Annotated in this window: 23 protein-coding genes, 3 tRNA genes and 1 pseudogene; 14 read left to right on the forward strand and 13 right to left on the reverse strand. The window is 63.6% G+C overall.

Features of this window, described 5'->3' with window-relative positions:
- Nucleotides 1-111: 111 nt before the first annotated feature.
- Nucleotides 112-1,311, reverse strand: a complete 1,200-nt coding sequence (locus SKA58_RS11845) for an IS256 family transposase (RefSeq protein WP_037542386.1) — start codon at nucleotides 1,309-1,311, stop codon at nucleotides 112-114.
- A gap of 204 nt (nucleotides 1,312-1,515) precedes the next feature.
- Nucleotides 1,516-2,623 (reverse strand): annotated as a pseudogene (locus SKA58_RS11850) (IS3 family transposase).
- A 35-nt stretch (nucleotides 2,624-2,658) separates the two neighbouring features.
- On the opposite strand from SKA58_RS11850, the gene SKA58_RS11860 reads away from it, so the two are divergent.
- Nucleotides 2,659-2,874 carry a hypothetical protein gene (locus SKA58_RS11860; protein WP_009822679.1) on the forward strand — a complete coding sequence of 72 codons (216 nt, stop codon included), beginning with the start codon at nucleotides 2,659-2,661 and terminating at the stop codon, nucleotides 2,872-2,874.
- Between the two features lie 190 nt (nucleotides 2,875-3,064).
- Here the strand turns inward: SKA58_RS11860 and SKA58_RS11865 are convergent.
- Nucleotides 3,065-3,139: transfer RNA gene (locus SKA58_RS11865), tRNA-Gln, on the reverse strand.
- A gap of 125 nt (nucleotides 3,140-3,264) precedes the next feature.
- Between SKA58_RS11865 and SKA58_RS11870 the strand changes: the two genes are divergently transcribed.
- Both SKA58_RS11870 and SKA58_RS11875 read left to right on the forward strand, forming a co-directional pair.
- The gene (locus SKA58_RS11870; RefSeq protein ID WP_037543518.1) at nucleotides 3,265-3,771 is read left to right on the forward strand and encodes a MarR family winged helix-turn-helix transcriptional regulator; all 507 of its coding nucleotides are present in this window, start codon (nucleotides 3,265-3,267) and stop codon (nucleotides 3,769-3,771) included.
- Nucleotides 3,772-3,841: 70 nt separating this feature from the next.
- Entirely contained in the window at nucleotides 3,842-4,156 is a 315-nt protein-coding gene (locus SKA58_RS11875; RefSeq protein WP_037543073.1) for a hypothetical protein, read from the forward strand.
- A 150-nt stretch (nucleotides 4,157-4,306) separates the two neighbouring features.
- Here SKA58_RS11875 and SKA58_RS11880 read toward each other — a convergent pair whose 3' ends face one another.
- Nucleotides 4,307-5,134, reverse strand: a complete 828-nt coding sequence (locus tag SKA58_RS11880; RefSeq protein ID WP_156784199.1) for an alpha/beta fold hydrolase — start codon at nucleotides 5,132-5,134, stop codon at nucleotides 4,307-4,309.
- Between the two features lie 184 nt (nucleotides 5,135-5,318).
- On the opposite strand from SKA58_RS11880, the gene SKA58_RS11885 reads away from it, so the two are divergent.
- Nucleotides 5,319-6,455, forward strand: a complete 1,137-nt coding sequence (locus SKA58_RS11885; RefSeq protein WP_037543075.1) for a serine hydrolase — start codon at nucleotides 5,319-5,321, stop codon at nucleotides 6,453-6,455.
- Between the two features lie 41 nt (nucleotides 6,456-6,496).
- Nucleotides 6,497-9,283, forward strand: a complete 2,787-nt coding sequence (gene polA, locus SKA58_RS11890; RefSeq protein WP_009822685.1) for a DNA polymerase I — start codon at nucleotides 6,497-6,499, stop codon at nucleotides 9,281-9,283.
- A 94-nt stretch (nucleotides 9,284-9,377) separates the two neighbouring features.
- Here polA and SKA58_RS11895 read toward each other — a convergent pair whose 3' ends face one another.
- Nucleotides 9,378-9,665, reverse strand: coding sequence for a TFIIB-type zinc ribbon-containing protein (locus tag SKA58_RS11895; protein ID WP_009822686.1), 288 nt, complete (start codon nucleotides 9,663-9,665; stop codon nucleotides 9,378-9,380).
- Nucleotides 9,662-10,372, reverse strand: coding sequence for a Bax inhibitor-1/YccA family protein (locus SKA58_RS11900; protein ID WP_009822687.1), 711 nt, complete (start codon nucleotides 10,370-10,372; stop codon nucleotides 9,662-9,664). The genes SKA58_RS11895 and SKA58_RS11900 overlap by 4 nt, the downstream gene beginning before the upstream one ends.
- Nucleotides 10,373-10,671: 299 nt before the next feature.
- Between SKA58_RS11900 and cysS the strand changes: the two genes are divergently transcribed.
- Both cysS and SKA58_RS11910 read left to right on the forward strand, forming a co-directional pair.
- Complete coding sequence (cysS, locus tag SKA58_RS11905) at nucleotides 10,672-12,192, forward strand: cysteine--tRNA ligase (RefSeq protein WP_232209417.1); 1,521 nt, start codon at nucleotides 10,672-10,674, stop codon at nucleotides 12,190-12,192.
- A 128-nt stretch (nucleotides 12,193-12,320) separates the two neighbouring features.
- A complete protein-coding gene (locus SKA58_RS11910) occupies nucleotides 12,321-15,143 on the forward strand; it encodes a CHAT domain-containing protein (protein WP_009822689.1) in 2,823 nt (940 codons plus the stop codon).
- A gap of 4 nt (nucleotides 15,144-15,147) precedes the next feature.
- Here the strand turns inward: SKA58_RS11910 and SKA58_RS11915 are convergent, their stop codons facing one another.
- A complete protein-coding gene (locus SKA58_RS11915) occupies nucleotides 15,148-17,028 on the reverse strand; it encodes an ABC-F family ATP-binding cassette domain-containing protein (RefSeq protein ID WP_009822690.1) in 1,881 nt (626 codons plus the stop codon).
- 588 nt (nucleotides 17,029-17,616) lie between these two features.
- Here SKA58_RS11915 and SKA58_RS11925 point away from each other — a divergent pair.
- Complete coding sequence (locus tag SKA58_RS11925; protein ID WP_009822691.1) at nucleotides 17,617-18,123, forward strand: hypothetical protein; 507 nt, start codon at nucleotides 17,617-17,619, stop codon at nucleotides 18,121-18,123.
- Nucleotides 18,124-18,379: 256 nt separating this feature from the next.
- Here SKA58_RS11925 and SKA58_RS11930 read toward each other — a convergent pair whose 3' ends face one another.
- The 3 genes from SKA58_RS11930 to SKA58_RS11940 all read right to left on the reverse strand — a co-directional run bounded on the left by SKA58_RS11930 (nucleotide 18,380) and on the right by SKA58_RS11940 (nucleotide 19,008).
- Nucleotides 18,380-18,700, reverse strand: coding sequence for a DMT family transporter (locus SKA58_RS11930; protein WP_009822692.1), 321 nt, complete (start codon nucleotides 18,698-18,700; stop codon nucleotides 18,380-18,382).
- Between the two features lie 83 nt (nucleotides 18,701-18,783).
- Nucleotides 18,784-18,859, reverse strand: a tRNA-Lys gene (locus SKA58_RS11935).
- A gap of 62 nt (nucleotides 18,860-18,921) precedes the next feature.
- A tRNA-Tyr gene (locus SKA58_RS11940) sits at nucleotides 18,922-19,008 on the reverse strand.
- 103 nt (nucleotides 19,009-19,111) lie between these two features.
- On the opposite strand from SKA58_RS11940, the gene rlmB reads away from it, so the two are divergent.
- A complete protein-coding gene (rlmB, locus tag SKA58_RS11945) occupies nucleotides 19,112-19,861 on the forward strand; it encodes a 23S rRNA (guanosine(2251)-2'-O)-methyltransferase RlmB (protein ID WP_009822693.1) in 750 nt (249 codons plus the stop codon).
- Between the two features lie 20 nt (nucleotides 19,862-19,881).
- A complete protein-coding gene (locus SKA58_RS11950) occupies nucleotides 19,882-20,613 on the forward strand; it encodes a hypothetical protein (RefSeq protein ID WP_009822694.1) in 732 nt (243 codons plus the stop codon).
- A 7-nt stretch (nucleotides 20,614-20,620) separates the two neighbouring features.
- Here the strand turns inward: SKA58_RS11950 and SKA58_RS11955 are convergent, their stop codons facing one another.
- Entirely contained in the window at nucleotides 20,621-20,938 is a 318-nt protein-coding gene (locus SKA58_RS11955) for a 2Fe-2S iron-sulfur cluster-binding protein (RefSeq protein ID WP_009822695.1), read from the reverse strand.
- Nucleotides 20,939-21,015: 77 nt separating this feature from the next.
- Here SKA58_RS11955 and SKA58_RS11960 point away from each other — a divergent pair, with 77 nt between their 5' ends.
- From SKA58_RS11960 to SKA58_RS11970, 3 genes are all read left to right on the forward strand, one after another.
- Entirely contained in the window at nucleotides 21,016-21,633 is a 618-nt protein-coding gene (locus SKA58_RS11960) for a DNA-3-methyladenine glycosylase family protein (protein WP_037543520.1), read from the forward strand.
- 4 nt (nucleotides 21,634-21,637) lie between these two features.
- Nucleotides 21,638-21,856: a hypothetical protein gene (locus SKA58_RS11965; RefSeq protein WP_009822697.1), complete on the forward strand. Its 219-nt coding sequence runs from the start codon at nucleotides 21,638-21,640 to the stop codon at nucleotides 21,854-21,856.
- 81 nt (nucleotides 21,857-21,937) lie between these two features.
- Entirely contained in the window at nucleotides 21,938-22,390 is a 453-nt protein-coding gene (locus SKA58_RS11970; protein ID WP_228220898.1) for a response regulator, read from the forward strand.
- Here the strand turns inward: SKA58_RS11970 and SKA58_RS11975 are convergent.
- Nucleotides 22,338-23,861: a PAS domain-containing protein gene (locus SKA58_RS11975; RefSeq protein WP_009822700.1), complete on the reverse strand. Its 1,524-nt coding sequence runs from the start codon at nucleotides 23,859-23,861 to the stop codon at nucleotides 22,338-22,340. The two genes, SKA58_RS11970 and SKA58_RS11975, sit on opposite strands and share 53 nt — an antisense overlap.
- Nucleotides 23,854-25,137 (reverse strand): UDP-N-acetylglucosamine 1-carboxyvinyltransferase, encoded by a 1,284-nt coding sequence (gene murA, locus SKA58_RS11980; RefSeq protein ID WP_009822701.1) that lies wholly within the window; start codon nucleotides 25,135-25,137, stop codon nucleotides 23,854-23,856. The genes SKA58_RS11975 and murA overlap by 8 nt, the downstream gene beginning before the upstream one ends.
- Before the next feature lie 198 nt (nucleotides 25,138-25,335).
- Between murA and SKA58_RS11985 the strand changes: the two genes are divergently transcribed.
- Nucleotides 25,336-26,070, forward strand: a complete 735-nt coding sequence (locus tag SKA58_RS11985; RefSeq protein ID WP_037543522.1) for a Crp/Fnr family transcriptional regulator — start codon at nucleotides 25,336-25,338, stop codon at nucleotides 26,068-26,070.
- The last annotated feature ends 3 nt before the right edge of the window (nucleotides 26,071-26,073 follow it).

The raw sequence follows: 26,073 nt of genomic DNA on the forward strand, positions 1-26,073 counted from the left end.
ATTTGTTAAGTTAGATGATATGCGTAATCGAAACGGTTTGGCCTGCTGCGGGTGATCGTGTCCCGGGGGATGGTGTAACAGCGGGTATCCTCGGTAGAGGATCGGACTGGATCAGGCTGCCACGCCGGGCAAACTGATGAGGGGATTGTCGCTGACGGTGGCGAGACTTTCAAGTGTCATATATCGGCGAGCCACGGCCCATTCGTCCTGCTGTTCGAGCATGAGGGCTCCGACGAGGCGTACAATGGCCGCGTCATTGGGAAAGATGCCGACAACGTCGGACCTTCGTTTAATCTCTCCGTTGAGACGTTCCAGGGGATTTGTGCTGGAAATCTGCGGCCAATGTTCTTTCGGGAAGGCTGTGTAAGCGAGGACGTCTTCGCGGGAGCCATCCATCATCTCAGCAAGTTTGGGAGCGCGATCACGCAGGGCATCGGCGACTGTTTGCCATTGCTTATGAGCCTCCTGAGCAGTTTCCTGCGCGAAAATTGTCTTGATCATGGCGGTGACGGCAGCACGCTGCTTAGTGGAAACATGGGCGAGCGCATTGCGCATCCAATGAATCCGACAGCGTTGCTGGGTTGCGTGGAAAACCTTGCTGGCAGCGGCGCGTAGGCCCTTGTGATCGTCTGCAATGACAAGCTTGACGCCCCGGAGCCCGCGATCGGCAAGAGAGCGCAAGAAGCCCTTCCAGAAGGTTTCGGCCTCGGTTGGCCCGGTGTCGACGCCCAGTATCTCGCGGCGGCCATCGTTGCTGACACCGACAGCTATTATCGTCGCGGTCGACACAATCCGGCCACCCTGGCGCGATTTGATGTAGGTCGCATCGAGCCACAGATAAGGGAATTCGCCCTCGATTGGCCTGTTGAGGAAAGCGTTAACCCGTTCGTCAATCTCTTGGATCAGTCGGCTGACGGCGCTCTTGGAGATGCCCGTAGCGCCCATGGCCTTCACGAGATTATCGACCGATCGCGTCGAAATGCCCTGGACATAGGCTTCCTGGATCACCGCCGTCAGCGCCTTCTCGGCAGTCCGACGGGGTTCAAGGAAGGATGGGAAATACGATCCCTTGCGTAGCCGCGGGATCTCCAGTTCGATGTGGCCGGCCCTGGTCTCCCAGGAACGCTCTCGATAGCCGTTGCGCTGGACCTGTCGCCCGGCAGGGTCGCGAGCGCCATGCGCGGCGCCAGTCAGCACCTGCACTTCAGCTTCCATCATTCGCTCAGCGGCAAATGCCAACATCTCGCGAACGAGATCCGCATCAGCGCCCTTTTCAACCAGCTCAATAAGGGCCATTCTGTCTGTGGTCATCGTCGTCTCCGATAGGTTCATTGGTTTCGCAACCCGAACTCTACCGAAGATTGGCGATGGCCGCCTAGACAGAAGCCATGCCACCGTTGGGGCATGAAGCTCCGGTCGCTACGCTCCCTCCGCTTCACGCCCCAACGGTGACGCTGTTACACCACTTAACGGGACACGGCCCTGCGGGTTTGGTGGACACCGCGATAGGCTCAATCAAGCTACACCAGCTTCCCTTTCGAAATCTATGGGCTGAGATAGCCAAGGGTCGAGTGCCTCCGGGTCGGATTGTAGAAGCATTCGATATAGTCGAACACATCGGCCTTCGCCTGGGCTCTCGATCGGTAGACCTTCTTTCCGATCCGCTCGGTCTTGAGGGATGAGAAGAAGCTTTCCATGGCGGCATTATCGCAGCAGTTTCCGGACCTGCTCATCGAACAGGTGACGCCATTATCTGCCATGAGCCGCTGGAACTGCTCGCTGGTATATTGACTGCCCTGATCGGAGTGATGCAACAGGGCATCGGTGACGAGTTGCGCCGTCATGCTGTCACTCATCGACCAGCCCACCACGTGCCGCGAGAACAGGTCGATGACAGCAGCCACGTAGAGCCATCCTTCTGCGGTCTAGATATAGGTGAAGTCAGCCACCCATTTCTGGTTGGGCCTGTCGGCCGTGAACTGACGATCCAGCACATTGCCGGCAATGACGGATCGCTCGCCCTGATCTTTGGGAAGACCGCGACGACGCGGACGTGCCCTCAGGCCCTGTTCGCGCATCAGCCTCTCGATCTTGTGCAGACCGCATTGGTAGCCTTCGGCAAGGATGTCGTGCCAGACCCGACGCGCACCATAGGTGCGATAGCTGCTGATATGGCTGGCCCTGATCCTGGCGCTAATCTTCTCATCATCCCGCGACCGCTGCGACGGGGCGCGTGTCAGCCAGGCATGAAAGCCACTTCGCGAAACACCGAGCGCCCCGCATATCCATGCCACCGGCCAGATCCCTCGGTGCTTCGCGATAAAGCTGAACTTCATATCGAGTCCCTCGCGAAGTAGGCGGCGGCTTTCTTTAATATGTCTCTTTCCGCCTTCAGCTTGGCCACTTCGCGGCGTAGCCGCTCTATCTCCAACTGCTCCGGCTTCATCTGACCATTGCCGGGAAAGGCCTGCACCGGATCGGCGGATAACTCCCGAACCCATTTACGCAGCACATTCTCGTGGACATCCAGATCGCGGGCGGCCTGCGCAACAGCAATACCCCGCTCACGGACCAATCTTACCGCCTCAAGCTTGAACTCGCGGCTGAACTTCCTTCTCTGAATTCCTGCTCTCCGATAGGTGAAAACACCTTATCTCGGTGTCCACCAAACCGGCAGCAGGCCAACACGCTGAACCAAACACATCGATCGATCGTGAAGATGAGCGTCTTGCCCGGCTCGCTTTTCTGTCGCCCGACATCGTTGCAGCCATTCTCGATGGGCGGCAGCCATCGTCGCTAACGCCGCGCCGCCTGCTCAAGCAGGTCAACCTGCCGCTACACTGGAACGAGCAGAAGGCTGCGCTGGGATTCTAGCGCCGCCATCAAAATCGTGGGACACTCAAAAGGGCCTCGTGAGACGCGGGGCCTTTTTCTTGGCCTTGACGACAGAATCACCGTCTCTGTGTCCCACGATTTTTGTCGCTGCCCGCAAACCGCGCCGAACTGCCGCGTTCTCACGCCATAGCCGGATCGCGGCTCTCAAACTTTTGCATTTCGGAATGTGTGGCTGGGGCGGCAGGATTCGAACCTGCGCATGGCGGTACCAAAAACCGCTGCCTTACCGCTTGGCTACGCCCCAGCAGCGCGCCGGCATCACCAGCGCGGACCGCCATATAGCGGGTGCTGCGCGAAAGGAAAGCCTAGTCATCACAGTTTCGCGACGCCAATATGGCGCCAACCTTTTTTATCCGGAACATCGCTTTCATGGCTCCGCCTTCCTCCGCTTCCCAAATCAGCCCAGCCTCGCCGCTCTTCCTGCGCGAGGATGAGATACGGCGCGGCATCGAAATGCTGTATTTCGGCTATGGCGCACTGACGCGATCCATTGACGAAGGGCTGGCGGCGCAAGGCTTGGGGCGGGCGCATCATCGCGCACTCTATTTCATCTCGCGCCAGCCCGACCTGACGGTCAAGGATTTGCTGCGTTTGCTTGCCATCACCAAGCAGTCGCTTGGCCGGGTGCTGAACGACCTGATCGATCGCGGCTATATCGAAACCCGCGTCGGCGCGAGCGACAGGCGGCAAAAGCTGCTACGCCTAAGCCCTCAGGGCGCGGCGCTCGAAGCCGAGCTGTTTCGTGCATTGCGCGAAAAAATGGCGGCGGCCTATGCGCAGGCCGGCCAGGGGTCCGTCACCGGATTCTGGCGGGTGTTGGAAGGCCTGATACCCGAAGACGATCGATCGATGGTCTTTGGCCTGCGTGGCAGATGATGACGGTCACGCAACTTTATCGGCGCTGCTGCGCTTGTGGCTGTCTACGCAATGGAAGAGAGGAACCATCATGCGCACTGCAATTATCGCCGGTATGACCCTGATCGCCGCTGCGGGCCTGTCTGCCTGCTCGGAAAAGACGCAGGACAATCTGGAGCGGACGGGCGATTCCATGGGGAACGACATCAGCCGCGCCGCCGATGATGCGGGCGATGCCATCGACAACGGGCTGGACGACGCCGGTCAGGCGATTGATCATGGTGCGGACCACGTCGGCGCCGCCGCTGACGAGGCGGCTGCCGACGCCAAGCGCGAGACCGGCGAAGCCAAGGACGATGTCGGCGACGCGCTGCAGGATGCCGGTCGCGATCTGAAGAACGACTGACGCTTTCCAAGTCAGGCCCAAACACGGGTAGCCAATGCCGCGAGGGCAGATAAGGCGGTCCGGCTCCTTGGAGGATGCCGGGCCGCTTTTCCATTGGGCCTGCATCCCTGGTCGGAAGTCTCGGACCGCAGCGCGCTGGCGCTTTCCGGGTCAGCCCGCCAGAAACATCCTGCACAGGGCCAGGAACCGCGCCGGCTGGTCGGCCATTACCATATGACCGCTGGGCCCGATGGGCATGAGCACCGCCCCCTTGGCGCCGGCATAGGCCTCGCGGAAGCGGCGGGTGATGGCAGCGGCCTGCTGCGCATCGGACCCGACAGCGAAGACGACATGAAGCGGCACTGTCAGGCGCGACAATTGTGGGCCGAGATCGACATTGGCGAGATCGCGCAAGGCGTTGGCGATCACGTCGGGGTCGCTGGTCTTTGCACCGGGCGTCTGTGCGACAATCTGGGCCAGATAGCGCCGGCCGGCCGCCGTGCCGGTGAGGTAGCTGCTGAGTTGGTCGGCAAGAAAGCCCAGCCCGCTTGCGGTCCCGCCGACCATCGCCGCGCCGGCCGGCAGCATGTCCACCACCATCACACGGCCCACCCGGCCGCTCAGTCCCAGTTTCAATGCCAATGTGCCGCCCATGGAATGGCCGATGACCGGGGGGCGGTTGAGGCCCGCAGCGGTGATGTAGCGCGCAATCTCATCCGCCAGCGGCTGGATGAGCGGGCCGCTTTGATTGGCCTGCGCGGGAAGTCCGGCGAAGCCGCGCACATGAATGAGGTGGAACCGATAGCCCGGCAGCGCGCTCAACAAGCCGTTCCATATGCCAGGGCCGCTGGCGAGACCCGGGATCAGCACCACATCCCGTCCTTCGCCTCGCACCGTCACGGCGATCCGGCGCGACGCATAGGGCGCGGCGCGCACCGTCCCGCCCCAAAGCCCCAGTGACGCCGCGGCGCTGCCCGACAGCAGAGCCCGCCTGTTCATGATCATGGTCATGACGCGGCTATTGCCCGGTCGCCGCTGAACCGCAACTGAGCATTGGCGGTCCGGAATCAAGAGGTTGCCGCCGCGCTGCTCCCTCTATCGCATTTGTGGACTCATTCGTCGCATCCATCTTGAAGGCTGAGCCCCAGCCAAGGCCTATGGGCGCATAAGTTCGGGGAAAATCATGTCGTTCAAAGAAAAGCGGGGGGCAGCGGCGCGCCTTGTCTTGTTGATCGCGGCCTTGTCCGCCTGCGTCAGCGCGCCCGAGCGCCCGCGCGCCATGGCCGCCGCCGCCAGCCCGCAAAAGCCGCAGCCCACCACCAATAGCTGGCCGATCCGGCAAGTCGCCAATCCGCCCCTGCCCTATCGCGATATCGACCAGAATGAGGCGCCACCCACCGCGCTGGTCAGCGTCATCCGCAGCCTTGGCCAAAGCTTCAAGGGCAAGGTCGGCATCGCCGTGCGGCGCATAGGGGCCGACTGGACCGTCGCCTGGAACGGCAATTCCCTGTTCCCGCAGCAGAGCGTGTCGAAACTGTGGGTCAGCATGACCTTCCTCGACGCGGTCGACCGGGGCAAGCTGCGCCTGACCGACACGACCACGCTGACCCGCAACGATTTGACACTGTTCCACCAGCCCAGCGCAGCGCTGGTCGCCAAGCAGGGCGGCTGGACCACCAGCTATTCCGATCTGATGCGCCGGGCGATGACGCAGAGCGACAATACCTGCAACGATGCGCTGCTGCGCGCGGCGGGCGGGCCGGACGCGGTGCGTGGGTTCCTGGCGCGGCGGATGATCAAGGATATTCGCTTTGGTCCGGGCGAGCGGCTGCTGCAATCGGCGACGGCCGGCCTCGATTGGAGACAGGATTATTCGCTGGGTCGCAATTTCTACGCGGCGCGCGCCAGGCTGCCCATGTCGGTGCGGGTGAAGGCGCTCGACAATTATCTTGCCAGTCCGCCCGATGGCGCCGCGCCCAGTGCGATCGTCGCGGCGCTGGCGAAACTCAAGCAAGGCGACATGCTGTCACCTGCATCGACCAGGCTGCTGCTCAATGTCATGAGCGAGGCGAAGACGGGGCCGCAACGGGTGAAGGGCGGCGTGCCCGCCGGATGGCATTATCTGCACAAGACCGGCACGGGCCAAGATCTGGCGCCGCGATCGACCGGCTATAATGACGTCGGCATCATGACCGCGCCCGACGGGACCAGCTATGCCGTTGCGGTGATGATCGGATCGACCACCGTGCCGATCCCCGAACGCTGGGCGCTGATGCAGGCGGTGTCGAAGGCGGTCGCGGCCAATCACGAGACGCGGTAGCGGGCTGGAGGGTCGCGCGGATACAGGCTATCCCGCTGTCCATGACCCAGAATCACCTCTACCTCGTCGACGGCTCGGGCTATATTTTCCGTGCCTATCACCAGCTTCCGCCGCTGACCAACCGGCATGGCCAGCCGGTGGGCGCGGTCTATGGCTATACGACGATGTTGTGGAAGCTGGCCGAGGAACTGGGCAAGGCGGAGGGGCCGACGCATCTGGCCGTGATCCTGGACAAGGGATCGCACACCTTCCGCAACGACATGTACGACCAGTATAAGGCGAACCGCCCGCCCGCGCCGGAAGACCTGGTTCCCCAATTTCCGATGATCCGCGACGCCACCCGCGCCTTTTCCCTGCCCTGTATCGAGGAAGACGGGTATGAGGCCGACGACATCATCGCCAGCTATACCAGGGCGGCCGTGGCGGCCGGTTGGCATGTCACGATCGTCAGTTCCGACAAGGACCTGATGCAGCTGATCCAGCCCGGCGTCGACATGTACGACACGATGAAGAATGAGCGGCGCGGGGCCGACTATGTCATGGGCAAGTTTGGCGTGCAGCCAGAACAATTGGGCGACGTGCTGGCGCTGATGGGCGATAGCGTGGATAATGTGCCCGGCATTCCCGGCATCGGCCCCAAGACGGCGGCGAAGCTCATCACCGAATATGGCGGGCTGGAGGCGGCGCTGGACGCCGCGCCCTCCATGAAGAAGTCCAAGATGCAGGAAAACCTGATCGCCCATGCCGATATGGCGCGACTGTCGCGCAGGCTGGTGGCGCTGCATGATGCGATGGACCTGCCAGAGCCGCTGGAGGAATTGACGCTCAAGGGCATTCCGCCCGAACCGCTCCAGACGTTTTTGGAGCATCATGGCTTCAAGACCTTGCTCAATCGGCTGGGCGCGCCGGCGGCGGCGGTTGCAGTGGCGGCAGCGGCGGCCGCAGCGACGGACGAGGCCGCGCCGCCGCCTCCCGCCTTTGCCGACGAACCCGCCATCGACCGCAGCCTGTATGAAACGGTGGTGACGCAGGACGCGCTCGACCGGTGGATCGCGGCGGCGCAGGCGGAAGGCGTGGTGGCGGTCGACACAGAAACCGACATGCTCGATTGCGTATCCTGCGGTCTTGTCGGCATCAGCCTGGCAGTCGCACCAAACGCGGCCTGTTACATCCCGGTCGGCCATGGCGGCACGGACATGTTCGCCGAGCGACCCGCGCAGCTCGACAAGGCATTGGTCCTCGCAAAGCTCAAGCCGCTGCTGGAAGATGACGCCGTGCTTAAGGTGGGCCAGAACCTCAAATATGACATGACGGTCCTGCGCCGCCACGGGATCGAGGTGGTGCCCTATGACGACACCATCGTCATGAGTTTCGACCTGGAAGCGGGCAAGTCGCTGTCGGGCCATGGCATGGACGAAGCCGCGCGCCAGCATCTGGGCCATGAATGCATCAGCTTCAAGGACGTGGTGGGCACCGGGAAGAACCAGATCAGCTTTGCCGAAGTGCCCCTCCCCCGCGCGACCGAATATGCGGCGGAGGACGCCGACGTGACCCTGCGCCTGTGGAAGCGGTTCAAGGCGCGCATCGCGAATGAGGGGACGAACCGCGTCTATGAACTGGTCGACCGGCCGCTGGTCGGGGTGATCGCGAAGATGGAGCATCAGGGGATCAAGGTCGACCGCGAAGCCCTGTCCCGTCTTTCGGCTGAATTCACTGCCGGCATCGCCGCGCTGGAAACCGAAATTCACGAGATCGCCGGCCAGCCCTTCGCCATCGGCTCCACCCAGCAACTGGGCGCGATCCTGTTCGACAAAATGGGGTATAAGGGGGGCAAGAAAGGCAAGTCGGGCGCTTATTCGACCGACGTCACCATATTGGAGCAGTTAAAGGCGCAGGGCGCGCCGATCGCCGCCAAGGTGCTGGAATGGCGGCAGCTCTCCAAGCTGAAATCCACCTATACCGATGCCTTGCAGGCGCAGATCAACAAGGATAGCGGCCGCGTCCATACCAGCTATTCGCTGACCGGGGCGCAGACTGGACGGCTGTCATCCACCGATCCCAATTTGCAGAATATTCCGATCCGCACCGAAGTCGGCCGGCAGATCCGCCACGCCTTCGTCGCGGAGCCGGGCCATGTCATCCTGGCGGCCGACTATAGCCAGATCGAATTGCGGCTGGCGGCCCACATGGCCGATGTGCCGGCGCTCAAGGAGGCGTTCGCGGCCGGCGAGGATATTCACGCCGCCACCGCCGAGCAACTGTTCGGGGAGGTCAATCGTGAGACGCGCGGGCGGGCGAAGACGATCAACTTCGCCATCCTCTATGGCATTTCGCGCTGGGGCCTTGCCGGCCGGCTGGAAATCAGCGCGGATGAGGCGCAGGACATGATCAGCCGCTATTATGAGCGTTTCCCCGGCATCAGCATCTACATCAACGAGACGATCGAAAAGGCGCGGGAGCGGGGCTATACCGAGACGCTGTTCGGGCGCAAAACCTGGTTTCCACGCATCAAGGCGTCGATCCAGCATGAGCGCCAGGGCGCCGAACGCGCGGCGATCAACGCGCCGATCCAGGGCACCAGCGCCGACATCATCAAGCGGGCGATGGTGCGTATGGGACCGGCGCTGGAGGCGGCTGGGCTATCTGGCGTCCGGATGCTGCTTCAGGTGCATGACGAACTGGTTTTCGAAGTGCCGGAGGGCGATGTGGACGCGGCCAGCGCGGTGGTCCGCCGCGTGATGGAAACGGCGGCCGAACCGATCGTGACGCTGAGCGTGCCGCTGGGTGTGGAAATCGGCACCGGACCAAGCTGGGGCGCGGCGCACTGAGGGACGGCAAGTGAGATGCCCGCCTTCGCTGGGATGGATGGCGGGGGTTTTACGACGCGTCACCCCGACGGGCTGAAATCTCCCTTGCGTCCGGTCAATCGAACAATTCTTCCAGAAAGCTTTTCTTTCGCTTCTTCTGGAAGCTTGGACCATGATCATAATGCGCGCGATCGGGGCGGTAGCTGGGTTGAGCGGCAGGCGGAGCCGGCGTCATGCCGCCTGCCGACCGCTCGATGATCTTGTCCAGTTCGCCCCGGTCAAGCCACACGCCCCGGCATTGCGGGCAATAGTCGATCTCGACGCCCTGCCGATCCGTCATGGCGAGGCCGACATGACAGACCGGGCAAAGCATGGCGGACAGCTGCGCTGCGTCCCGCGTCATTCGCGCTCACCGGTCAGGCTGAGCAGCATCTGGAACAGGTTGACGAAGTTCAGGTAGAGCGACAGCGCGCCCATCACCTGCATCTTCTGCGCGACTTCATGACCGGCATAATAGAAATATTCGGACTTGATGCGCTGCACATCCCAGGCGGTGAGGCCGGTGAAGACCACCACGCCGATGATCGAGATGACCATCGCCATCGCCGAGGAACCGATGAAAAGGTTGATAAGGCTGGCGACGATGATGCCGATCAGGCCCATGATCAGGAAGCTGCCCATTTTCGTCAGGTCGCGCTGGGTCGTATAGCCCCACAGCGCCATGGCGAGGAACATGACCGCGGCCGAGAAAAAGGCCTGCGCGATGCTGCCGCCGGTGAAGACCAGGAACACGCTGCCCAATGACACGCCCATCACCGCCGCGAAGGCGTAGAAGGCGGTACGCGCGCCTGCCGTCGTCATCTTTTCGATGCGGAAGCTGAAAAAGAACACGAACGCCAAGGGCGCAAAGATCGCCACCCATTTGAGCGGCGTGCCGTAAATGGCGGCGGCAAGCGCCGGCGTGTTGCCGACCAGCGCCGCGACGAGGCCGGTGATGACCAGGCCAAGGCCCATATTGCGGAAAACGCCGAGCATATGCGCGCGCAGGCCGGCATCGGTGTCGACCGACCGGCTGGCGCCATAGCCCGGCATGCGAACGGGATTATTCATGTGTCAAACTCACTCCATCCAATCCATCTGGTTCGAGTGAGCCCGGCGCGGTCTTCTGTGGCACGTGAGGGGGCAAACGCCACAAAACCTGCACCGGGCACACCCGATGCGGTCCGACATCGCGACGGGATGCAAGGGGGTAAACATCCACGTCGCCAGAGGGGCCCGGCCCGCATCATCAATATCGGGCAGGACATGCGCCGCCGCAAGATGTCGCGCGTCTCGCAACATTATATTACAAATGCGCAGCCTACGCCTGAGGATTGACCCCGATCGCGTCTCGCGACATGGCTGGCCGCATGTCCCAAGACCAGCCTATCGCCGCGCCCTTGCGCCTGTTCAACAGCCTGACGCGGGCGGTCGCGCCGTTCGCCCCGATCGAGGACGGGCACGCGCGCGTCTATAGCTGCGGCCCCACCGTCTATAATTATGCCCATATCGGAAATTTACGCGCCTATGTCTTCACCGACACGTTGCGCCGCACGCTCCTGTGGAAGGGGCTGTCAGTCACGCACATCATCAACATCACCGATGTCGGCCATCTGACCAGCGACGCTGACGCTGGCGACGACAAGATGGAGGCGGCCGCGCGGGCGAGCGCCAAGAGCATATGGGATATCGCCGCCCATTATACGCAGGCATTCAAGCAGAATATCGCGGATCTCAACATCATCGCGCCCAGCGAATGGACGGTCGCGACCGACTATGTTCCGCAGATGATCGAATTTGCGGAAAAAATCGCGCCGGATCATTGCTATGAGCTGGACAGCGGCCTCTATTTCGACAGCCGCAGCGTGCCTGACTATGGCGCGCTGGCCGGTGGCCGCGACGATGCAGCGCACGCGCGGATCGACCCTGTCGCGGGCAAGCGCAACCCCAGCGATTTCGCGATCTGGCGCAAATCACCGCCGGGCGAACAGCGTCAGATGGAATGGGACAGCCCATGGGGCAAGGGCGCGCCCGGCTGGCATCTGGAATGTTCGGTCATGTCCCAGGCGCGTCTGGGCCAGCCCTTCGACATTCATACCGGCGGCATCGACCATCGCGAAATCCATCACCCCAATGAAATTGCGCAAAATCAGGCCTTCCACGCCTGTTGCGACCCGGACGTTGGCGCTGTCGACGCGGGTTTTACCGGCGCGCGCTGGTGGATGCACAATAATTTCCTGGTCGATAGACAGGGGAAGATGTCCAAGTCCAAAGGCGGCTTCACCACGCTGTTCAGCCTGATCGACGCGGGCGTGCACCCCCTCGCCTATCGCCTGCTGTGCCTGGGCGCGCATTATCGCAGCGAACTGGAATTCAGCGCCGACAATCTGGCGGCCGCGCTCACGCGGCTGAAGCGGCTGGTGATGGGCGTGGAGGGATTGAAGGCGCGCGCGGAAGGCGTGACCTGGCAGTCGCCCCGGCTCGACTATCTGCGCGCCAACCTGCACCCCAAGCTGGCGCCGCTGCTCGAACAGTTCGACGCCGCGATCAGCGATGACCTGATGACGCCTCGCGCGCTGCCGTTGCTGGAAGAGGCGATTGCGGTGAAAAAGGTGCCGGCGGATGAAAAGCTCTGCCTCATCGCCGCGTTCGACCAGGCACTGGGCTTCAATCTGTTGAGCCTGACGCGTGCCGACTTGAGGATGCGTCCCAAGGACGCGCAGCTGACGGCTGATCAGGTCGAGACAGAATTGGAACGCCGCGCAGCTGCGCGCGCGAACAAGGATTTCGCCCTGTCCGACACGATCAGGGACGAATTGATCGCCAAGGGGGTCGAGGTGATGGACGGCGATCCGCTGCGCTGGGACTGGCGGCCTGCGCTCGGCTCTTGACGGCGGGGATGGCGACACCGCAAAGGACGGGCGGGGCAGATCACTGAGCGGGGGCGATGGTGAAGCGATTAACGCGGCTTGGGCTATTGCCGGTTTTGCTGCTTGCAGCATCGCCGTCACTGGCGAAAATGCCGGCATTTTCGCCGACCGATCCCCGCCATGCCGGGCTCTACCGGTTGGAGGCGGCCGCATCGGCCCTCTATGACAGCGACGATTATGCGCTGTCCATGTCGCAGCAGACCCGCGACGCGTGGATGCGGCTGCATGACGCAGCGCTCAAGATCCGAACCAATGGACACCCGCATCCATTGGCGGGCGTCGCGCTCGTCACGCTGGCGTCCATGGACCAGCTGGACGGCAGAAATACCGACGCGTTGCGTCGATCGGACGAGGCGCTGGTCCTGCTCGCGCCATTTGCGGATGCCTATCCGATCGCCTGGATGCAGGGGCGGTCAGTCAAGGGCTATGCGCAAATGGCGCTGGGCGATGTATCGGGCGGCGCTGAAACCCTGGCGCAGGCGAGCCGCACGATGGACGGCTATGTCGCCAGCCTGCCCCCTGACGGGATCGATCGGGACGTGCATATGCTGCGGTCCAACATCGCCTTCATCCATGCGCAGGCATTGATGCGGCTAGGCCGGAACGCCGAAGCGGTGGTGGCGCAGAAAGCGTGCATGGACGCGCGGATCGCGGCGGTGGGGCCGAATAGCGCGGATGCGATCGGCGCTTACTATACCTATGCCCAGATGCTCCAGCGCGCCGACCGGGTCGAAGAGGCCGAACATTATGCGCGGCTGGCGGTGGATGTCGCAACCGACCATGTCGACCGCAAGCATCCCAATTACGCCCGGGCGCTGGAGGCGCTCGGCCTGCTGCTGTCGCGCACCGGACGGCGCGCCGAGAGCCTGGATTATCTGCAGCGCGCCATCGCCATCAAGCGTGAGACGGTGGGAACCGACAGCCTGTATTTCCATTTCGCCCTGCAAAATCTGGGTTCCGTGCTGTTGGCGATGGAGCGCTATGCCGACGCCGAGCCGCTGTTCATGGAGGCAGAGCGCGGCTTCCGAGCGTTGGAAGGCGAGAACAGCCCACAGTCGGCGCGCGCGCTGGCCTGGGCCGGCGCGGCAAGTCTGGCCGAAGGTCACCGCGACGACGCGATCGATCGCCTGAGCAAAGCCATCAGCCGGGTGCAGGCCGGGTCCGACAAGGACAGGGATATCGGCCAGCGCGCCTATCCCTACCTGATCGCCGCACTGATCGAGGCGAAGCGGATGGATGAGGCGCACAGCGCCGCCGCCGCCTATGCCAGGGAAAGCGCGCAACTCGACAATGCCCCCGCGCTGCCGCTGGCGCTGGCGGCGATGGTGCTGGCGCGCACCAATCCGGGAGGCGGAGACATCAGTGAAAGCGCGCACCGGCTCGTTGCGGTGGTGCGCGCCGATGCAGCGGTCAACAATGACGGCGAACTCAATGAGGAACAGCGGCTGGCGCTCGACATCGCGTTGGGAACGGCAGCAGAGATCCAGGATGGCGAGCTGGCGCTCAATGCCATGGCGATCATGGCAGCGTCGCGCATCGCCCATGCCAATCGGCTGGTCGCGCAAAGACTGGTCGAGGATCCAGCGTTGGCCGGCCGGGTGCGGACATTGCAGGATTTCGGCAGAGTGCTTGAGCGGGCGGATCGCGATGTGTTGAAAGCGCTGGCGGTCGATAGCGGCGTTGCCGAAGCCCGCGATCGCCACGCGGCCGCCGCCGCTGACGTGGCGGCAGAGCAGAGCGCGATCGCCCGCGATTTTCCCCGCTGGGCGGAGGCGCGCGGTGTTGAGCATCCCGACCTGCCCGCGCTGCGCCGCGATCTGGGCAGGAATGAGGCCTATCTGGCGATCATGCCGGCCTTCAGCGGCGTCTACATGCTGGCGATCAGCGACACCGCCCTTCGGATCGAGCGGGCTGGCATGAGCCGGGCCGATCTGATCGCGCTGGTTGGCCGGCTGCGCGACACGCTGTCACCGGAGGGATTTGACGGACAGGCGGCCTATCAACTGCATGAGCAGATACTGACGCCAGGGATCAAAAGCATCCTTGCCAAAACGCGATCCTTGCGGATCGTGCCGACCGGAGCCTTCGCCTCCGTGCCATTCGCGATGCTGCCGCAAAAGCCGGTAACGACGGCGCGGCGCGACACGCCTTGGCTGATCCGGCGCTTCGCGCTGACCGTGCAGCCAGGCTTCCTCACCGCCCCTGCGCCGACGCGACAAACAGCGATGAAGGATCAACGCTTCCTGGGCATTGGCGCCCCCGCTTTCGCCGACGCAGCGTTGATGCCGGCGACCAGGGCCGGCGGACCTTTTCGCAGCGGAAACGCTGCGACGCTGTCGGCGCTGCCCGCCCTGCCCGGATCATCGGCGGAATTGCAGGCGGTGGCCGCCCGGTTCGGCCCGGCGCGCGCGACCCTGCTGACAGGCGCGGATGCGAGCGAGGGTGCGCTGCGACGAATCGACCTGACATCCTATGGCGTCATGCTGTTCGCGACGCACGGGCTGGTCAGCGGCGAGATGGAGGGGCTGACTGAGCCGGCGCTGTTGCTTTCCCCCGGTGAAGGCGATGACGGGCTGCTGACAGCGTCGGAAGTGGCGACGATGCGGATCGGCGCGGACTGGGTGATCCTGTCCGCCTGCAACACGGCAGCGGGTGAGACGGCGCAGGCGCCCGCCTATTCGGGATTGGCGCAGGCGTTCCGCTATGCCGGTGCGGGTGCGCTGCTGGTGTCGCACTGGCCGGTGCGGGACGATGCCAGCGCCTTCGTCACGCTGGAGACGGTGAAGGGCGCGGATCGCGGGCTGCCGCGCGCGGTGGCGTTGCAGAAAGCGATGCTCAAGCTGATGCAATCCGGGCGACCGGATGCGGCCCAGCCCTATATCTGGGCGCCGTTCATCCTGATCGGGCGCTGAGCGGTCAAAGCGCCTCCAACGCTGCGCTCGCTTCCATCCAGACCTCCTCGGCCGCTTCCAGCTTCTTTTCGACCGCAGCGCGCTTTACCATCAGTTCGCTGGTGGTCATCTTCGCTTCCGCGCCGGTCGCCGCCTTGGGATCGAACAGCGCCTGGTCGATGCGGCTGCGTTCGGCGGCAAGCGCCGCCATTTCCCTTTCCGCCTTGCTGACCGCGTTCTTCGCCGCCTTCTGCTTTTCGCGCCACTGGGCCGCTTCGCGCTTTTCCGCCTTGCGGTCGACCTTGGGCGCGTCGCCGCCCCCTGCCCCGTCCGCGCCATTGCCGTCGGATTTGCGCAGGATGATGTCGGTATAATCGTCGAGGCTGCCATCGAATGGCTGGGCCGTGCCATTGTCCACCAACACCAGCCGGTCGGCGACCAGTTCGATCATGTGCCGGTCGTGGGACACGATCACCACAGCGCCCGAATAGTCGTTGAGCGCCTGCACCAGCGCTTCGCGGCTGTCGACGTCGAGGTGGTTGGTCGGTTCGTCGAGGATGAGGAGGTGCGGCGCGTCGCGGGTGATGAGCGCCAGCGCCAGCCGCGCCCGCTCGCCGCCCGACATGCTGCCGACCTTCTGCGTCGCGCGCTCGCCCGAAAAGCCGAAGCGGCCGAGCTGGGCGCGCACCGCGCCGGGCGTCGCGCCCTTCATCACGCGGGTCATATGTTCGAGCGGGGTGTCGGTGATGTCGAGTTCCTCCACCTGATATTGGGTGAAGTAGCCGACATTCATCTTGGCCGAACTTTGCATCGTCCCTTCCATCGGGGCGAGCTGCGCGGCGATGAGGCGGGCGAGCGTGGTCTTGCCATTGCCGTTGCGGCCGAGCAGCGCCAGCCGGTCGTCGGGGTCGATGCGCAGATTCACCCGGCGCAGAACCGGCGTGTCGGTATAGCCGACCGAGGCCATGTCCATGGTGATGAGCGGCGGGCGCAGTTCGGGCGGGCTGGGAAAGCCGAAATGCAGCGTCGGATCCTCGATCGCGGCGGCGATGGGCTGCATTCTGGCCAGCGCCTTGGCGCGGGACTGCGCCTGCTTGGCGGTCGAGGCGCGGGCCGAGTTGCGCGCGACATAGTCCTGGAGTTTCTCGCGCTCGGCCTGCTGCTTGGCGCGCGCCGCTTCCTGTTGGGCGAGCCGTTCGGCGCGCTGCCGCTCGAACGCGTCATAGCCGCCGGGGTAGAGCGTGACCTTCCCCCCTTCCAGATGGAGGATATAATCGACGACATTGTTCAAAAGGTCGCGTTCATGGCTGATGACGACCACGGTGCCGCGATAGCTTTTGAGGAAATTTTCGAGCCAGAGCGTGGCTTCGAGGTCGAGGTGATTGGACGGTTCGTCGAGCAGCAGCAGGTCGGGATTGGAAAAGAGGAGGGCGGCCAGCGCCACGCGCATTTTCCAGCCGCCCGAATAGCTGTCGAGCGGGCGCCCCTGCATTTCCTCGTCGAAACCCAGGCCCACGAGGATGCGGGCGGCGCGGGCCGGCGCTGTATAGGCGTCGATCGCGGTCAGCCGCTCATAGATATGGCCGAGGCGATCGGGATCCTCGGTCGTTTCGCTTTCGGCCATCAGCGCGGCCCGCTCGGTATCGGCGGCAAGCACGGTGTCGAAGGGGGTGGCAGTGCCCGAAGGCGCTTCCTGCGCGATATAGCCGAGCCGCGTGTCGCGCGGCATGTCGCATGAGCCTTCGTCCGGGTCGATCTGGCCGATCATCACCTTCATCAGCGTGGATTTGCCCGCGCCGTTGCGGCCGATAAGGCCCACGCGGCTGCGCGGCGGCAGCGCGGCGGCGGCGCGATCGAGAATGGTGCGGCCGCCCAGGCGCACGGTGATGGCATTGAGGTTCAGCATGGCGCGCGGCCTAGAGCATTTTACGCGACGCGAAAATGCCGCGCTGCGATTTTGTTGGTGCGCGGCGATAAGTCCGCGCGAATTGCCGGAAGCGACGCGCCGGCAGACGTTTTGCAAGGCCGAGCGGCTTTGCGAAGTTCACACCGTCGCAGCCTGCACGCAAAGCCGCCAAACGGACCGGTAGCGTCGATTTCGCAATAGGAAAATTTCTGCAAAATCCGCGCGCCGATGCGAAGGGCGGCGCGGGGTGGTGGAGGCGCGGACGATGGAAGGAGCCGGGGGAATGATGGCATGGCATGGGGGGTGTAGGACAGGGGGTGATGGGCGGGTGCGATTTGTCTGAGCGCTACCCACTCAGGCCGTTCCGGCGCAGCCGCTAGAACGTCCGGCGAAGCCGGAACCGGTCCTTCGCGCGTTTGAACGACTGCCGGTCGGCTACGCGCCCATTAGCAGCTATTCAGAGGCTTGATCATAAAGCCTAAAAGCTGACATAAGGTTTTCCGTCAATCAGTGCGCTTGAATGGTAGCATTGAAGCTCGGCACTGATGCCGTCCACGCCGGTCGGAAGTAGGACTACAAGAGGTAGCGATGGACATTGTTTCCGGGATTGGAGCAGTAACTTCGGCACTTGGCATTGCCAAGACCCTTCGCGGCATCGAAAAGACCTATGATGAGGCGACGTACAAGGCGCAAGTCGCGGATTTGATTAATGCATTGACGGATGCCAAACTGGCGATGGCCGATGCCAAGGAAAGTCTTGCTGAGAAAGACAAGGAAATTGAGCGATTAAGGGCCAGCTTTGAATCTAAGGCGAGGCTTGTCCCAGGTGACGGTGGCTATAGTTATTTAACTGACGAAAACGCCAATCCAGTGGGTTATCCGGTTTGCCCGAAGTGCGAACAAGTCAACGGCCGAATTATCCAGACTAAGGAGCATGAAAACAGCGGGAAGGCCCGGTGCCCCGCCTGTAGCGAGGTTTATACGCCCGTAGTCTGCTACCTTCCCCAAGGTGGCGGTTTTGTGACCAAGCAACATAAAGAAAGCGCCGATTGGAATGCGGCAATGTCGCGTTCTCGCACAACGTCGTATTTTTAACAGTTTCGCGAAGGTGTGGGGGCGAGGCGTCCGCTTTGGGTGGCGGCTTTCCCGAAAGCCGCCAGTCAGCTACCGGCCTGTGGCGCGCATTCTTGGAACGACGATCGGGGCTTCAGGAATGGCAGGTGTTGGATAGGGGCCTGCCATTCCCGGCCCAGCTCACGAAAGTCGGTTTTGTCCCAAACTAGGTCGGCGGTGACACATCCGAGTGCTGACGTGGCAGCGCTCCCTCAAACGAGACCAGCGCTCCCCCCCCTCACCCCTGCCCGAACAGCTTCGTGCCGGCGACGCCTATGACGATCATCGCCATGAAGCCGGCCTGGACCAGGTTCACCTTGTCGCCGAAAAGGATCACGCCGCCGATGATGACGCCGACTGCGCCCAGGCCGGTCCAGATAGCGTAGGCGGTGCCGGCGGGGATGGCGCGCATGGCGAGCGCGAGGAGGGCCATGTTGAGGAAGCTCAGGGCGATGGGGACGATCGACGCCTGCCAACTGGCGATGGTCGCGGCCCATTTGAGGCTCAAGGCCCAGCAGATTTCGGTGAAGACGGCAATGCCCAGGATCAGCCACGCCATGCGTGTCCCTCTTTCTCTCTCGCGGGCTCGGGAAAGCGACGACAGGCCGGCGGAAACCCGGAAGAGGCGGCTGTCGAAGGGGGTGGTGGACGCACTAGGGCTCGAACCTAGGACCCGCTGATTAAGAGTCAGCTGCTCTACCAACTGAGCTATGCGTCCACACTGGCCTGTCTGTTTTCCGCCCTTCGCGAAAGGAAAGGCGACCGCACCGGCCGGTGCAGTGGTGGACAGGGCTGGATTCGAACCAGCGTACGGGAAACCCGGGCAGATTTACAGTCTGCTGCCTTTAACCACTCGGCCACCTGTCCAGTGCCCTGCACGTCGAAGAAAGGCTTCCCCGCCGCGCTGGAGGCGGCCTAATGGCGAATGGAGGCTTGCCTGTCAATGGCCTGATGTGAAAAGAGCGGGGCCATGAAAAAGACGCATCGTTCCGCCAAGCCCAAGGGCGCCTTCCCCCGCTTCTACGGTCGCCATGCCGTGACCGCGGCGCTCGCCAACCCCAACCGCACCGTGCGCAAGATATGGGGCACGCGCGAGGCGCTGGGCGCGCTCGACCTGCCGCCGGTGCTGCCCATCGTCTATTCCGACGTCGCCGACATGGGGCGGATGGTGCCGTCTGACGCGCCGCATCAAGGCATCGTGGCGGAAGTCGAGCCGCTGGACGATGTCTGGCTGGGCGATGTGCTGGAAGAGGGGCAGGACGATAAAAGGCCGATCCTGGTGCTCGATCAGGTGACGGACCCGCATAATGTGGGCGCGATCCTGCGGTCGGCGGCCGCGTTCGACGCGCTGTGCATCGTGACGCAGGACAGGCATGCGCCGCCCGAATCCGGGGTGCTGGCGCGGGCGGCTTCGGGCGCGCTGGAGATCGTGCCGTGGGTGCGGGTGGTGAACCTGGCCCGGGCGCTGGATGAGATCGCCGAAGCAGGCTATTGGCGCATCGGCCTGGACGGCGAGGCGGACACGACGATCGGCGAGGCGATCGGCCAGTCGCGCGTGGCGCTGGTGCTGGGGGCCGAAGGCGAAGGGCTGCGCCACAACAGCATCGCCCATTGCGACATCATCGCCAAGTTGCCGATCAGCCCGCGCATGGAGAGCCTCAACGTGTCCAATGCAGCGGCGATCGCGCTCTATGCGGCGACCAACCGCCAGGACGGGTAAGGCAAGAGGGGGACAAAGGCATGCGGGGGCTCGTTCGGATCGCAGGCGCACTGGCGGGACTGCTAACGCTGTCGGCATGCCTGGTGACGCCGGGTCGGTTCGAATCCAGCCTCGACATCCGCGCCGACCGCCGCTTCGCCTTTGCCTATAAGGGCGAGATACTGGCGTCGGACATGACCCCGGCGGGATGGACCGGCGGCGATCGGGACGCGGATTCGCCGGACGACGAGACGGCCGAACCGGCGCTGTTGCCCGTAGCGGCGCAGGCGCAGGAGGATTTCAGCGCGGATGGCGCGGACGATGACGATGCGCAGATGCAGGCGATCGCCGCTGCCCTGCTGCGTGAAAAAGGGTTCCGGTCCGCCCGCTATCTGGGCGACCATAAATTCGAGATCGACTATGCGGTGAGCGGGCGGCTGGACCACGCCTTCCTGTTCCCGTTCAACATCGACGCGCAGATCATATTGCCGTTCGTCGCGGTGGAATTGCGCGGCGACGAGCGGGTGCGCGTGAAAGCGCCGGGCTTTGCCACTGGATTCGACAAGAGCCAGGGACCAGGCGGTCTGGGCGGCGCGGGGGACAAGGCGGCCAAGGCGCTGAACGGGCGCTTCACGCTGACCACCGACGCGCCGATCATCAGCCAGAATCAGGAAGAGGGCGCGCAGGACGCGCCGGAGGGCAAGCGCATCGTCTGGAAGGTGACGCCGCTGACCAGCGATGCGCCGATGGCGACGCTGCGCCTGGCCCCCTGAGAAGCGGTCAGTCCTCCGGCGCGATGGTGACGCGCAGGCCGTCCAGTGCGTCGCTGAGGACGACCTGGCAGGACAGGCGGCTGGCGTCGGTGCGATGGTCGGAACTGTCGAGCAGGTCATTTTCATCTTCGCTCATCGCCGGCAATGCGTCGGCAAAAGCGGGATCGACATAGACATGGCAGGTCGCGCAGGAACAGCAACCCCCGCACAGCGCCAGCAATTCGTCAAAGCCATTGTCGCGGATGACTTCCATCACCGACAGGCCCTTGTCGCCATCGACAGACTGTTCCTCACCCGCACGGTTGACCACGATCAGTTTCGGCATCTATCCAGTCCCCTAGAATTTTCTTCGCCGCTGTGGCGGAGGGACGCCGCGAAATCAAGGGCGCGCTGGACGCAAAGATGGTGACTACGGCAGAACAGATGCGCGAAAGCCTGGACGTGATCGCGGCGCTGGAGCCCGGTTTTGCCGCAGCGATCGCGCGGGTCGGCTATCCCGCGCCGCGGGTGCGTACGCCCGGCTATGAGACATTGTTGCGCACGATCGTGGGGCAGCAGGTGAGCGTTGCGTCGGCCGCCGCCGTCTGGCGCAAGCTGGAGGCCGAACTGGGCGAAGGCTGCGCGCCGCAAGCGCTGCTGGCGCGCGATTTCGACGCGCTGCGGGCCTGTGGCCTGTCGCGGCAGAAGCAGGGCTATGCCCGCAGCCTGGCCGAGCTGGTGGTGTCGGGCGGCATCGACCTGCACGCCCTGCCGTCCGATGACGAGGAGGCGATCGCCCAGTTGGTGCAGATCAAGGGCATTGGCCGCTGGTCGGCGGAAATCTACCTGCTGTTCGCCGAAGGCCGCCCCGACATCTGGCCGGCGGGCGACCTGGCGGTTCAAATCGAAATCGGGCGCATCCTGGGTCTGCCCGAACGGCCGAGCGAAGCGTTGACCCGACAGGTGGCCGAGGGTTGGCGCCCGCATCGCGGCGCGGCGGCGATCATGGCCTGGCATCATTATAACACCGAGGTATTGTGACCCCATGACCCTGCCCCACGCCCGTTATATCGTCCTGCAGCATGAGGGCGTCTGGAAGATCAACCTCGACAATAAATATTATGGCCCCTTCCCCACCCAGGCGCAGGCCGTCGAAAGCGCGAGCGGCACCGCGCGCAAGGCGGCAGACGCGGGTTATCCAGCGTCAGTGATGGTGATGACGGGCACGAATTTCGAAACAGTGTGGACCAACGTTCAGCCGTGAACCGAATGTTCAGCCCGATGACCGATTTTGAGCGTGCAGCGGAAACCATAAACCTGATCGCGCTGTTGTTTCGCTCCAAGGGTGTCGTCGGATAGCAGAATGCGCAAAAAAGTTCTCATCGTTGAAGACGAGATATTCGTCGCTTTGGAGATCGAGCAGATCGTGGAGGATGCAGGCTTTGGCGTCGGCGCGATCGCGGCTGACCGCGCCGCCGCCCTGGCGCATGCGCGGGATTGCGATATCGCCCTTGTGGACCTCAATTTGCGCGATGGCCCGACAGGCCCCCAGATCGGCATGGAGCTGGCCAGCCAGCATGGGGTGCGCGTCATCTATGTCACCGCCAACCCCGCACAGATCGGCGAGGCAGCCGTGGCGGCGCTGGGCGTCATCACCAAGCCGTTTCGGCCCCAGAGCATTGCTGCGGCGCTTGAACTTGCGGCGGCCGAGCAGCCGGAGATCATGGCGGCAGAAATTGCCGGCTTTACGCCTTTTCCGCCACCCGGCTCATGGAACGGGATGGAATCCAGAGGGTAAGACACAGACCGTCGGAGCGCCAGTCGCGCTCAAGCCGGCCGCCCAGCTGACGTTCGACGCTTAGCGTCATCAGCCGACTGCCGAACCCTTCCGTATTCGCAGGCGCCGTTACCGGGCCGCCCTGTTCGCGCCATTCCAGCCGCACATCGTCCCCTTCGCGGGCTATGTGAAGATGCACGCGACCGTCAGCCACCGACAAGGCGCCATATTTGGCGGCATTGGTGGCAAGTTCGTGGAAGAGAAGCGCAAGCGGGGTGGCGGACCGGTCGTCGATCGCGGGATCATCGCCCGACAGCAGGATGCGCGATCCGTCGATGTTGCGATAGGGCGCGAAAATCTGGTCCAGCACGCCCCATAAATGTCCCTGCCCCTGACCGGCGCGCGGCGCCGATTCAGCACTGTGCGGCCGCACGAAATCATGGGCGCGGCCCAGCGCCAGGATACGATCGCGCAGATCATCGGCGATGGGCCGGATGGTCGGGTGTTCGCGAGCGGACAGACCGACAAGGCCCGCAATCACCGAAAAGATATTCTTGATCCGATGAGACAATTCATGCGCGATCAGTTCGCGCTCTTCCATCATCAGCCTTTGTTCGTGGATGTCGGTGCAGGTGCCGATCCAGCGAATGATCTGACCTTTGGAATTGCGGATCGGCAGGGCGCGGCCCAAGGTCCAGCGATACTGGCCGCTATGATGGCGGAGCCGATATTCGATTTCATAGGGCTGGCCGGTTTCCAGGCTCTTGCGCCACCTGTCCCAGGCAGCGTCCTGATCGTCGGCGTGAAACATGCCGCTCCAGGCGGCGCCATCCGTCGATCCGACAGGCACGCCAGTATATTCGTACCAGCGGGCATTGTAATAGTCATGATAGCCGTCAGGGAGCGTTGACCAGACCATTTGCGGCATGGTGTCCGCAAGCGTCCGGAACATCCGGTCGCTGTCGGCAACGGCGGCGGCGTCCAGACGCTGCTGGGCGATCATGTCGCGATCGCGCCGGCGCCCCTCCAGTTCCATCATCACCTGACGCGCCAGCAGTTCCAGCCCTTCGCGTTGGAGCGGCGTCAGATCCGCCCGCGATGCTGTGTCGATGACGCACAAAGCGCCCAGCGGTTCGCCGTCACGACCAATCAGCGGCGCGCCTGCGTAGAAGCGGATATGTGGATGACCGGTAACCAGCGCATTGTCCGCGAAACGCGGATCGGCAGCGGCATCGGGTACGATGAAAATCTTTTCGCCCAGCATCGCATGTGCGCAAAAGGATACGTCGCGCGGCGTTTCCTGCGCGTCCAGCCCGACCCGCGCGAGGAATCGCTGCCGCACATCTTCGACGATGCTGACCAGAGAAATGGGAGCGTCGCAGAGATGTGCCGCGAATGCGGTGATATCGTCCAGCGTCCGGAAGCCTCCGGCATCCAGGTCATACAGCGCCAACAGCGCTCCGCGATCGGTAGTCAGCCCGGCGTCAACCATCGCCGACGCGTTCGATATCCGCGCCGACCGCCGAAAGTTTTTCCTCCAACCGCTCATAGCCGCGATCAAGATGGTAGACGCGGTTGACGCGCGTTTCCCCCTGCGCCGCCAAGCCGGCGAGGATGAGGCTCATCGAGGCGCGCAGGTCGGTTGCCATCACCGGCGCGCCGACCAGTTGCGATACGCCGCGCACCACCGCCGTGCGCCCGTTGACCGCAATATCCGCGCCCATGCGCGCCAGTTCGGGCACGTGCATGTAGCGATTTTCAAAGATTGTTTCGGTCAGCACCGACGCCCCGTCCGCCAGTGTCAGCATCGCCATGAACTGCGCCTGCATATCGGTCGGGAAGGCGGGGAATGGCGCGGTCGAAAGCGTCAGCGGCCGCAGCTTGCCGTCGGAGGATATGCGGATGCCCTGCTTGTGCGCGTCGACCTGGACCCCGGCATCTCGCAGTCCCGCCAGAATGGCGTGCATGTCGTCGGCATTGGCGCCGATCAGATCCAGCGACCCGCCAGTGATCGCCACGGCGCAGGCATAGCTTCCCGCCTCGATCCGGTCGGGCATGACGCTGTAAGTCGCGCCATGCAGACGCGGACGGCCCTGGATGACCAGCCGATCGCTGCCAATGCCTTCGATCTCCGCCCCCATGGCGACGAGAAGATTGCACAGATCGACGATTTCCGGTTCGCGGGCGGCATTTTCGAGCGTGCATTCACCCTTGGCCAGGACCGCCGCCATGACGGCATTTTCCGTGGCGCCGACCGACACCACGGGAAAGGTATACATGCCCCCCGGCAGGCCGCCATCGGGCGCGCTGGCGCGGACATAGCCCGCGGCCAGTTCGATCTTCGCACCCAGAGCCTCGAGCGCCTTCAGATGCAGGTCGATCGGGCGGTTGCCGATCGCGCAGCCGCCCGGCAGCGACACCCGCGCTTCGCCGGCGCGCGCGAGCAGCGGCCCCAGCACGAGGATCGACGCGCGCATCTTGCGCACGATATCGTAGGGCGCTTCGGTCGACGTGACCCGCCCGGCGCGCAGCGTCATGACACGGCCGAAATCTTCGGGCCGCGCCCCCTCGATCATCGTCGAAACGCCGAGTTGGTTGAGCAGATGGCCAAAGCTGTCGACATCCGCCAGACGCGGCAGGTTGCGCAATGTCAGCGGCTCATCCGTCAGCAGCGCGCAGGGCAACAGCGTCAAGGCGGCATTTTTCGCGCCGGAAATAGGAAGGCGGCCGTTCAGCGCGTTGCCGCCGCGAATATCAATGCGGTCCATTCCGCAGGGTTAATAGCGGCAAACGCGCCATGTGCAAGGCAACTGAGACGGCGCGATGAGCCTGCCTCATGAACTGCGGAAGGAAATTTTCGAACGCGCTCGGGAATTGATCGAGTTTAGTGCAGAAGCTGAAAATGCAGCCAAAAGGCGCTCAAGGCGTTTTGCCATCGTAACGACTATTTTTTACAAGAAGGTGTGTTGGTGGCAGAAAGCTGTTTTGCAGAGCAGTTGTCGCGCCATTTGCCCTTGACCGACGCGGAACAGGCGGCATTGGCGAGGCTGGAGGAAAATCCGCGCAAGGTGAAGCGCGGAGCGGTCATCCAGCGGGTCAACGATCCGATTACGGAGTTATTCGTGTTGCGCGAAGGGCGGGTGATGAGTTTCGTCATCCTGCCCGATGGCAGCCGACAGATATTGCGCGTCTATTTTCCGGGCGACTTTATCGGATCGGCCAGCACCATCTATACGCGTGCGCCGGAATCATTGGTGGCGGTGTCGGATTCGGTGATCTGCCCGTTCGACAAACATGCGCTGCGCCGCCTGCTGGAAGAGCATCCGCGCGTCGCGGCGCTCCTGTTCCTGCTGTCCAATGCCGAGCGCGTGTCGATGACCGACCGGCTGGCGTCGCTGGGCCGCACGTCCGCCAAGGCGCGGGTCGCGGCGTTCCTGCTCGACATGTTCCATCGGCTGCGTGTCACCGACGACAGTATCGAGGATAGTTTCGATTTGAAGCTGACCCAGGAAGAGATCGGTGATTCGATCGGTCTGACATCCGTCCATGTGAACCGCATGATTCGGCAGATGGAGCAGGAAGGCCTGATCAGCCGCACCAATGGCCGGTTCCGGATGCTGGACATGGAGCGGCTGGAGGATATCGGCCATTATACCAATCGACACAGGGACATGGACCTGGATTGGCTGCCGGTCGGCTGACGA

This window comes from Sphingomonas sp. SKA58 (assembly GCF_000153545.1).
In the GTDB taxonomy this organism is placed as follows: domain Bacteria; phylum Pseudomonadota; class Alphaproteobacteria; order Sphingomonadales; family Sphingomonadaceae; genus Sphingobium; species Sphingobium soli.

Excerpts from the sequence above, each read along its gene's own strand:
- SKA58_RS11845 (WP_037542386.1), bottom strand. The coding sequence starts at position 1,311 with ATGACCACAGACAGAATGGCCCTTATTGAGCTGGTTGAAAAGGGCGCT.
- SKA58_RS11870 (WP_037543518.1), top strand. The coding sequence starts at position 3,265 with ATGGCTCCGCCTTCCTCCGCTTCCCAAATCAGCCCAGCCTCGCCGCTC.
- SKA58_RS11875 (WP_037543073.1), top strand. The coding sequence starts at position 3,842 with ATGCGCACTGCAATTATCGCCGGTATGACCCTGATCGCCGCTGCGGGC.
- SKA58_RS11880 (WP_156784199.1), bottom strand. The coding sequence starts at position 5,134 with ATGAACAGGCGGGCTCTGCTGTCGGGCAGCGCCGCGGCGTCACTGGGG.
- SKA58_RS11885 (WP_037543075.1), top strand. The coding sequence starts at position 5,319 with ATGTCGTTCAAAGAAAAGCGGGGGGCAGCGGCGCGCCTTGTCTTGTTG.
- polA (WP_009822685.1), top strand. The coding sequence starts at position 6,497 with ATGACCCAGAATCACCTCTACCTCGTCGACGGCTCGGGCTATATTTTC.
- SKA58_RS11895 (WP_009822686.1), bottom strand. The coding sequence starts at position 9,665 with ATGACGCGGGACGCAGCGCAGCTGTCCGCCATGCTTTGCCCGGTCTGT.
- SKA58_RS11900 (WP_009822687.1), bottom strand. The coding sequence starts at position 10,372 with ATGAATAATCCCGTTCGCATGCCGGGCTATGGCGCCAGCCGGTCGGTC.
- cysS (WP_232209417.1), top strand. The coding sequence starts at position 10,672 with ATGTCCCAAGACCAGCCTATCGCCGCGCCCTTGCGCCTGTTCAACAGC.
- SKA58_RS11910 (WP_009822689.1), top strand. The coding sequence starts at position 12,321 with ATGCCGGCATTTTCGCCGACCGATCCCCGCCATGCCGGGCTCTACCGG.
- SKA58_RS11915 (WP_009822690.1), bottom strand. The coding sequence starts at position 17,028 with ATGCTGAACCTCAATGCCATCACCGTGCGCCTGGGCGGCCGCACCATT.
- SKA58_RS11925 (WP_009822691.1), top strand. The coding sequence starts at position 17,617 with ATGGACATTGTTTCCGGGATTGGAGCAGTAACTTCGGCACTTGGCATT.
- SKA58_RS11930 (WP_009822692.1), bottom strand. The coding sequence starts at position 18,700 with ATGGCGTGGCTGATCCTGGGCATTGCCGTCTTCACCGAAATCTGCTGG.
- rlmB (WP_009822693.1), top strand. The coding sequence starts at position 19,112 with ATGAAAAAGACGCATCGTTCCGCCAAGCCCAAGGGCGCCTTCCCCCGC.
- SKA58_RS11950 (WP_009822694.1), top strand. The coding sequence starts at position 19,882 with ATGCGGGGGCTCGTTCGGATCGCAGGCGCACTGGCGGGACTGCTAACG.
- SKA58_RS11955 (WP_009822695.1), bottom strand. The coding sequence starts at position 20,938 with ATGCCGAAACTGATCGTGGTCAACCGTGCGGGTGAGGAACAGTCTGTC.
- SKA58_RS11960 (WP_037543520.1), top strand. The coding sequence starts at position 21,016 with ATGGTGACTACGGCAGAACAGATGCGCGAAAGCCTGGACGTGATCGCG.
- SKA58_RS11965 (WP_009822697.1), top strand. The coding sequence starts at position 21,638 with ATGACCCTGCCCCACGCCCGTTATATCGTCCTGCAGCATGAGGGCGTC.
- SKA58_RS11975 (WP_009822700.1), bottom strand. The coding sequence starts at position 23,861 with ATGGTTGACGCCGGGCTGACTACCGATCGCGGAGCGCTGTTGGCGCTG.
- murA (WP_009822701.1), bottom strand. The coding sequence starts at position 25,137 with ATGGACCGCATTGATATTCGCGGCGGCAACGCGCTGAACGGCCGCCTT.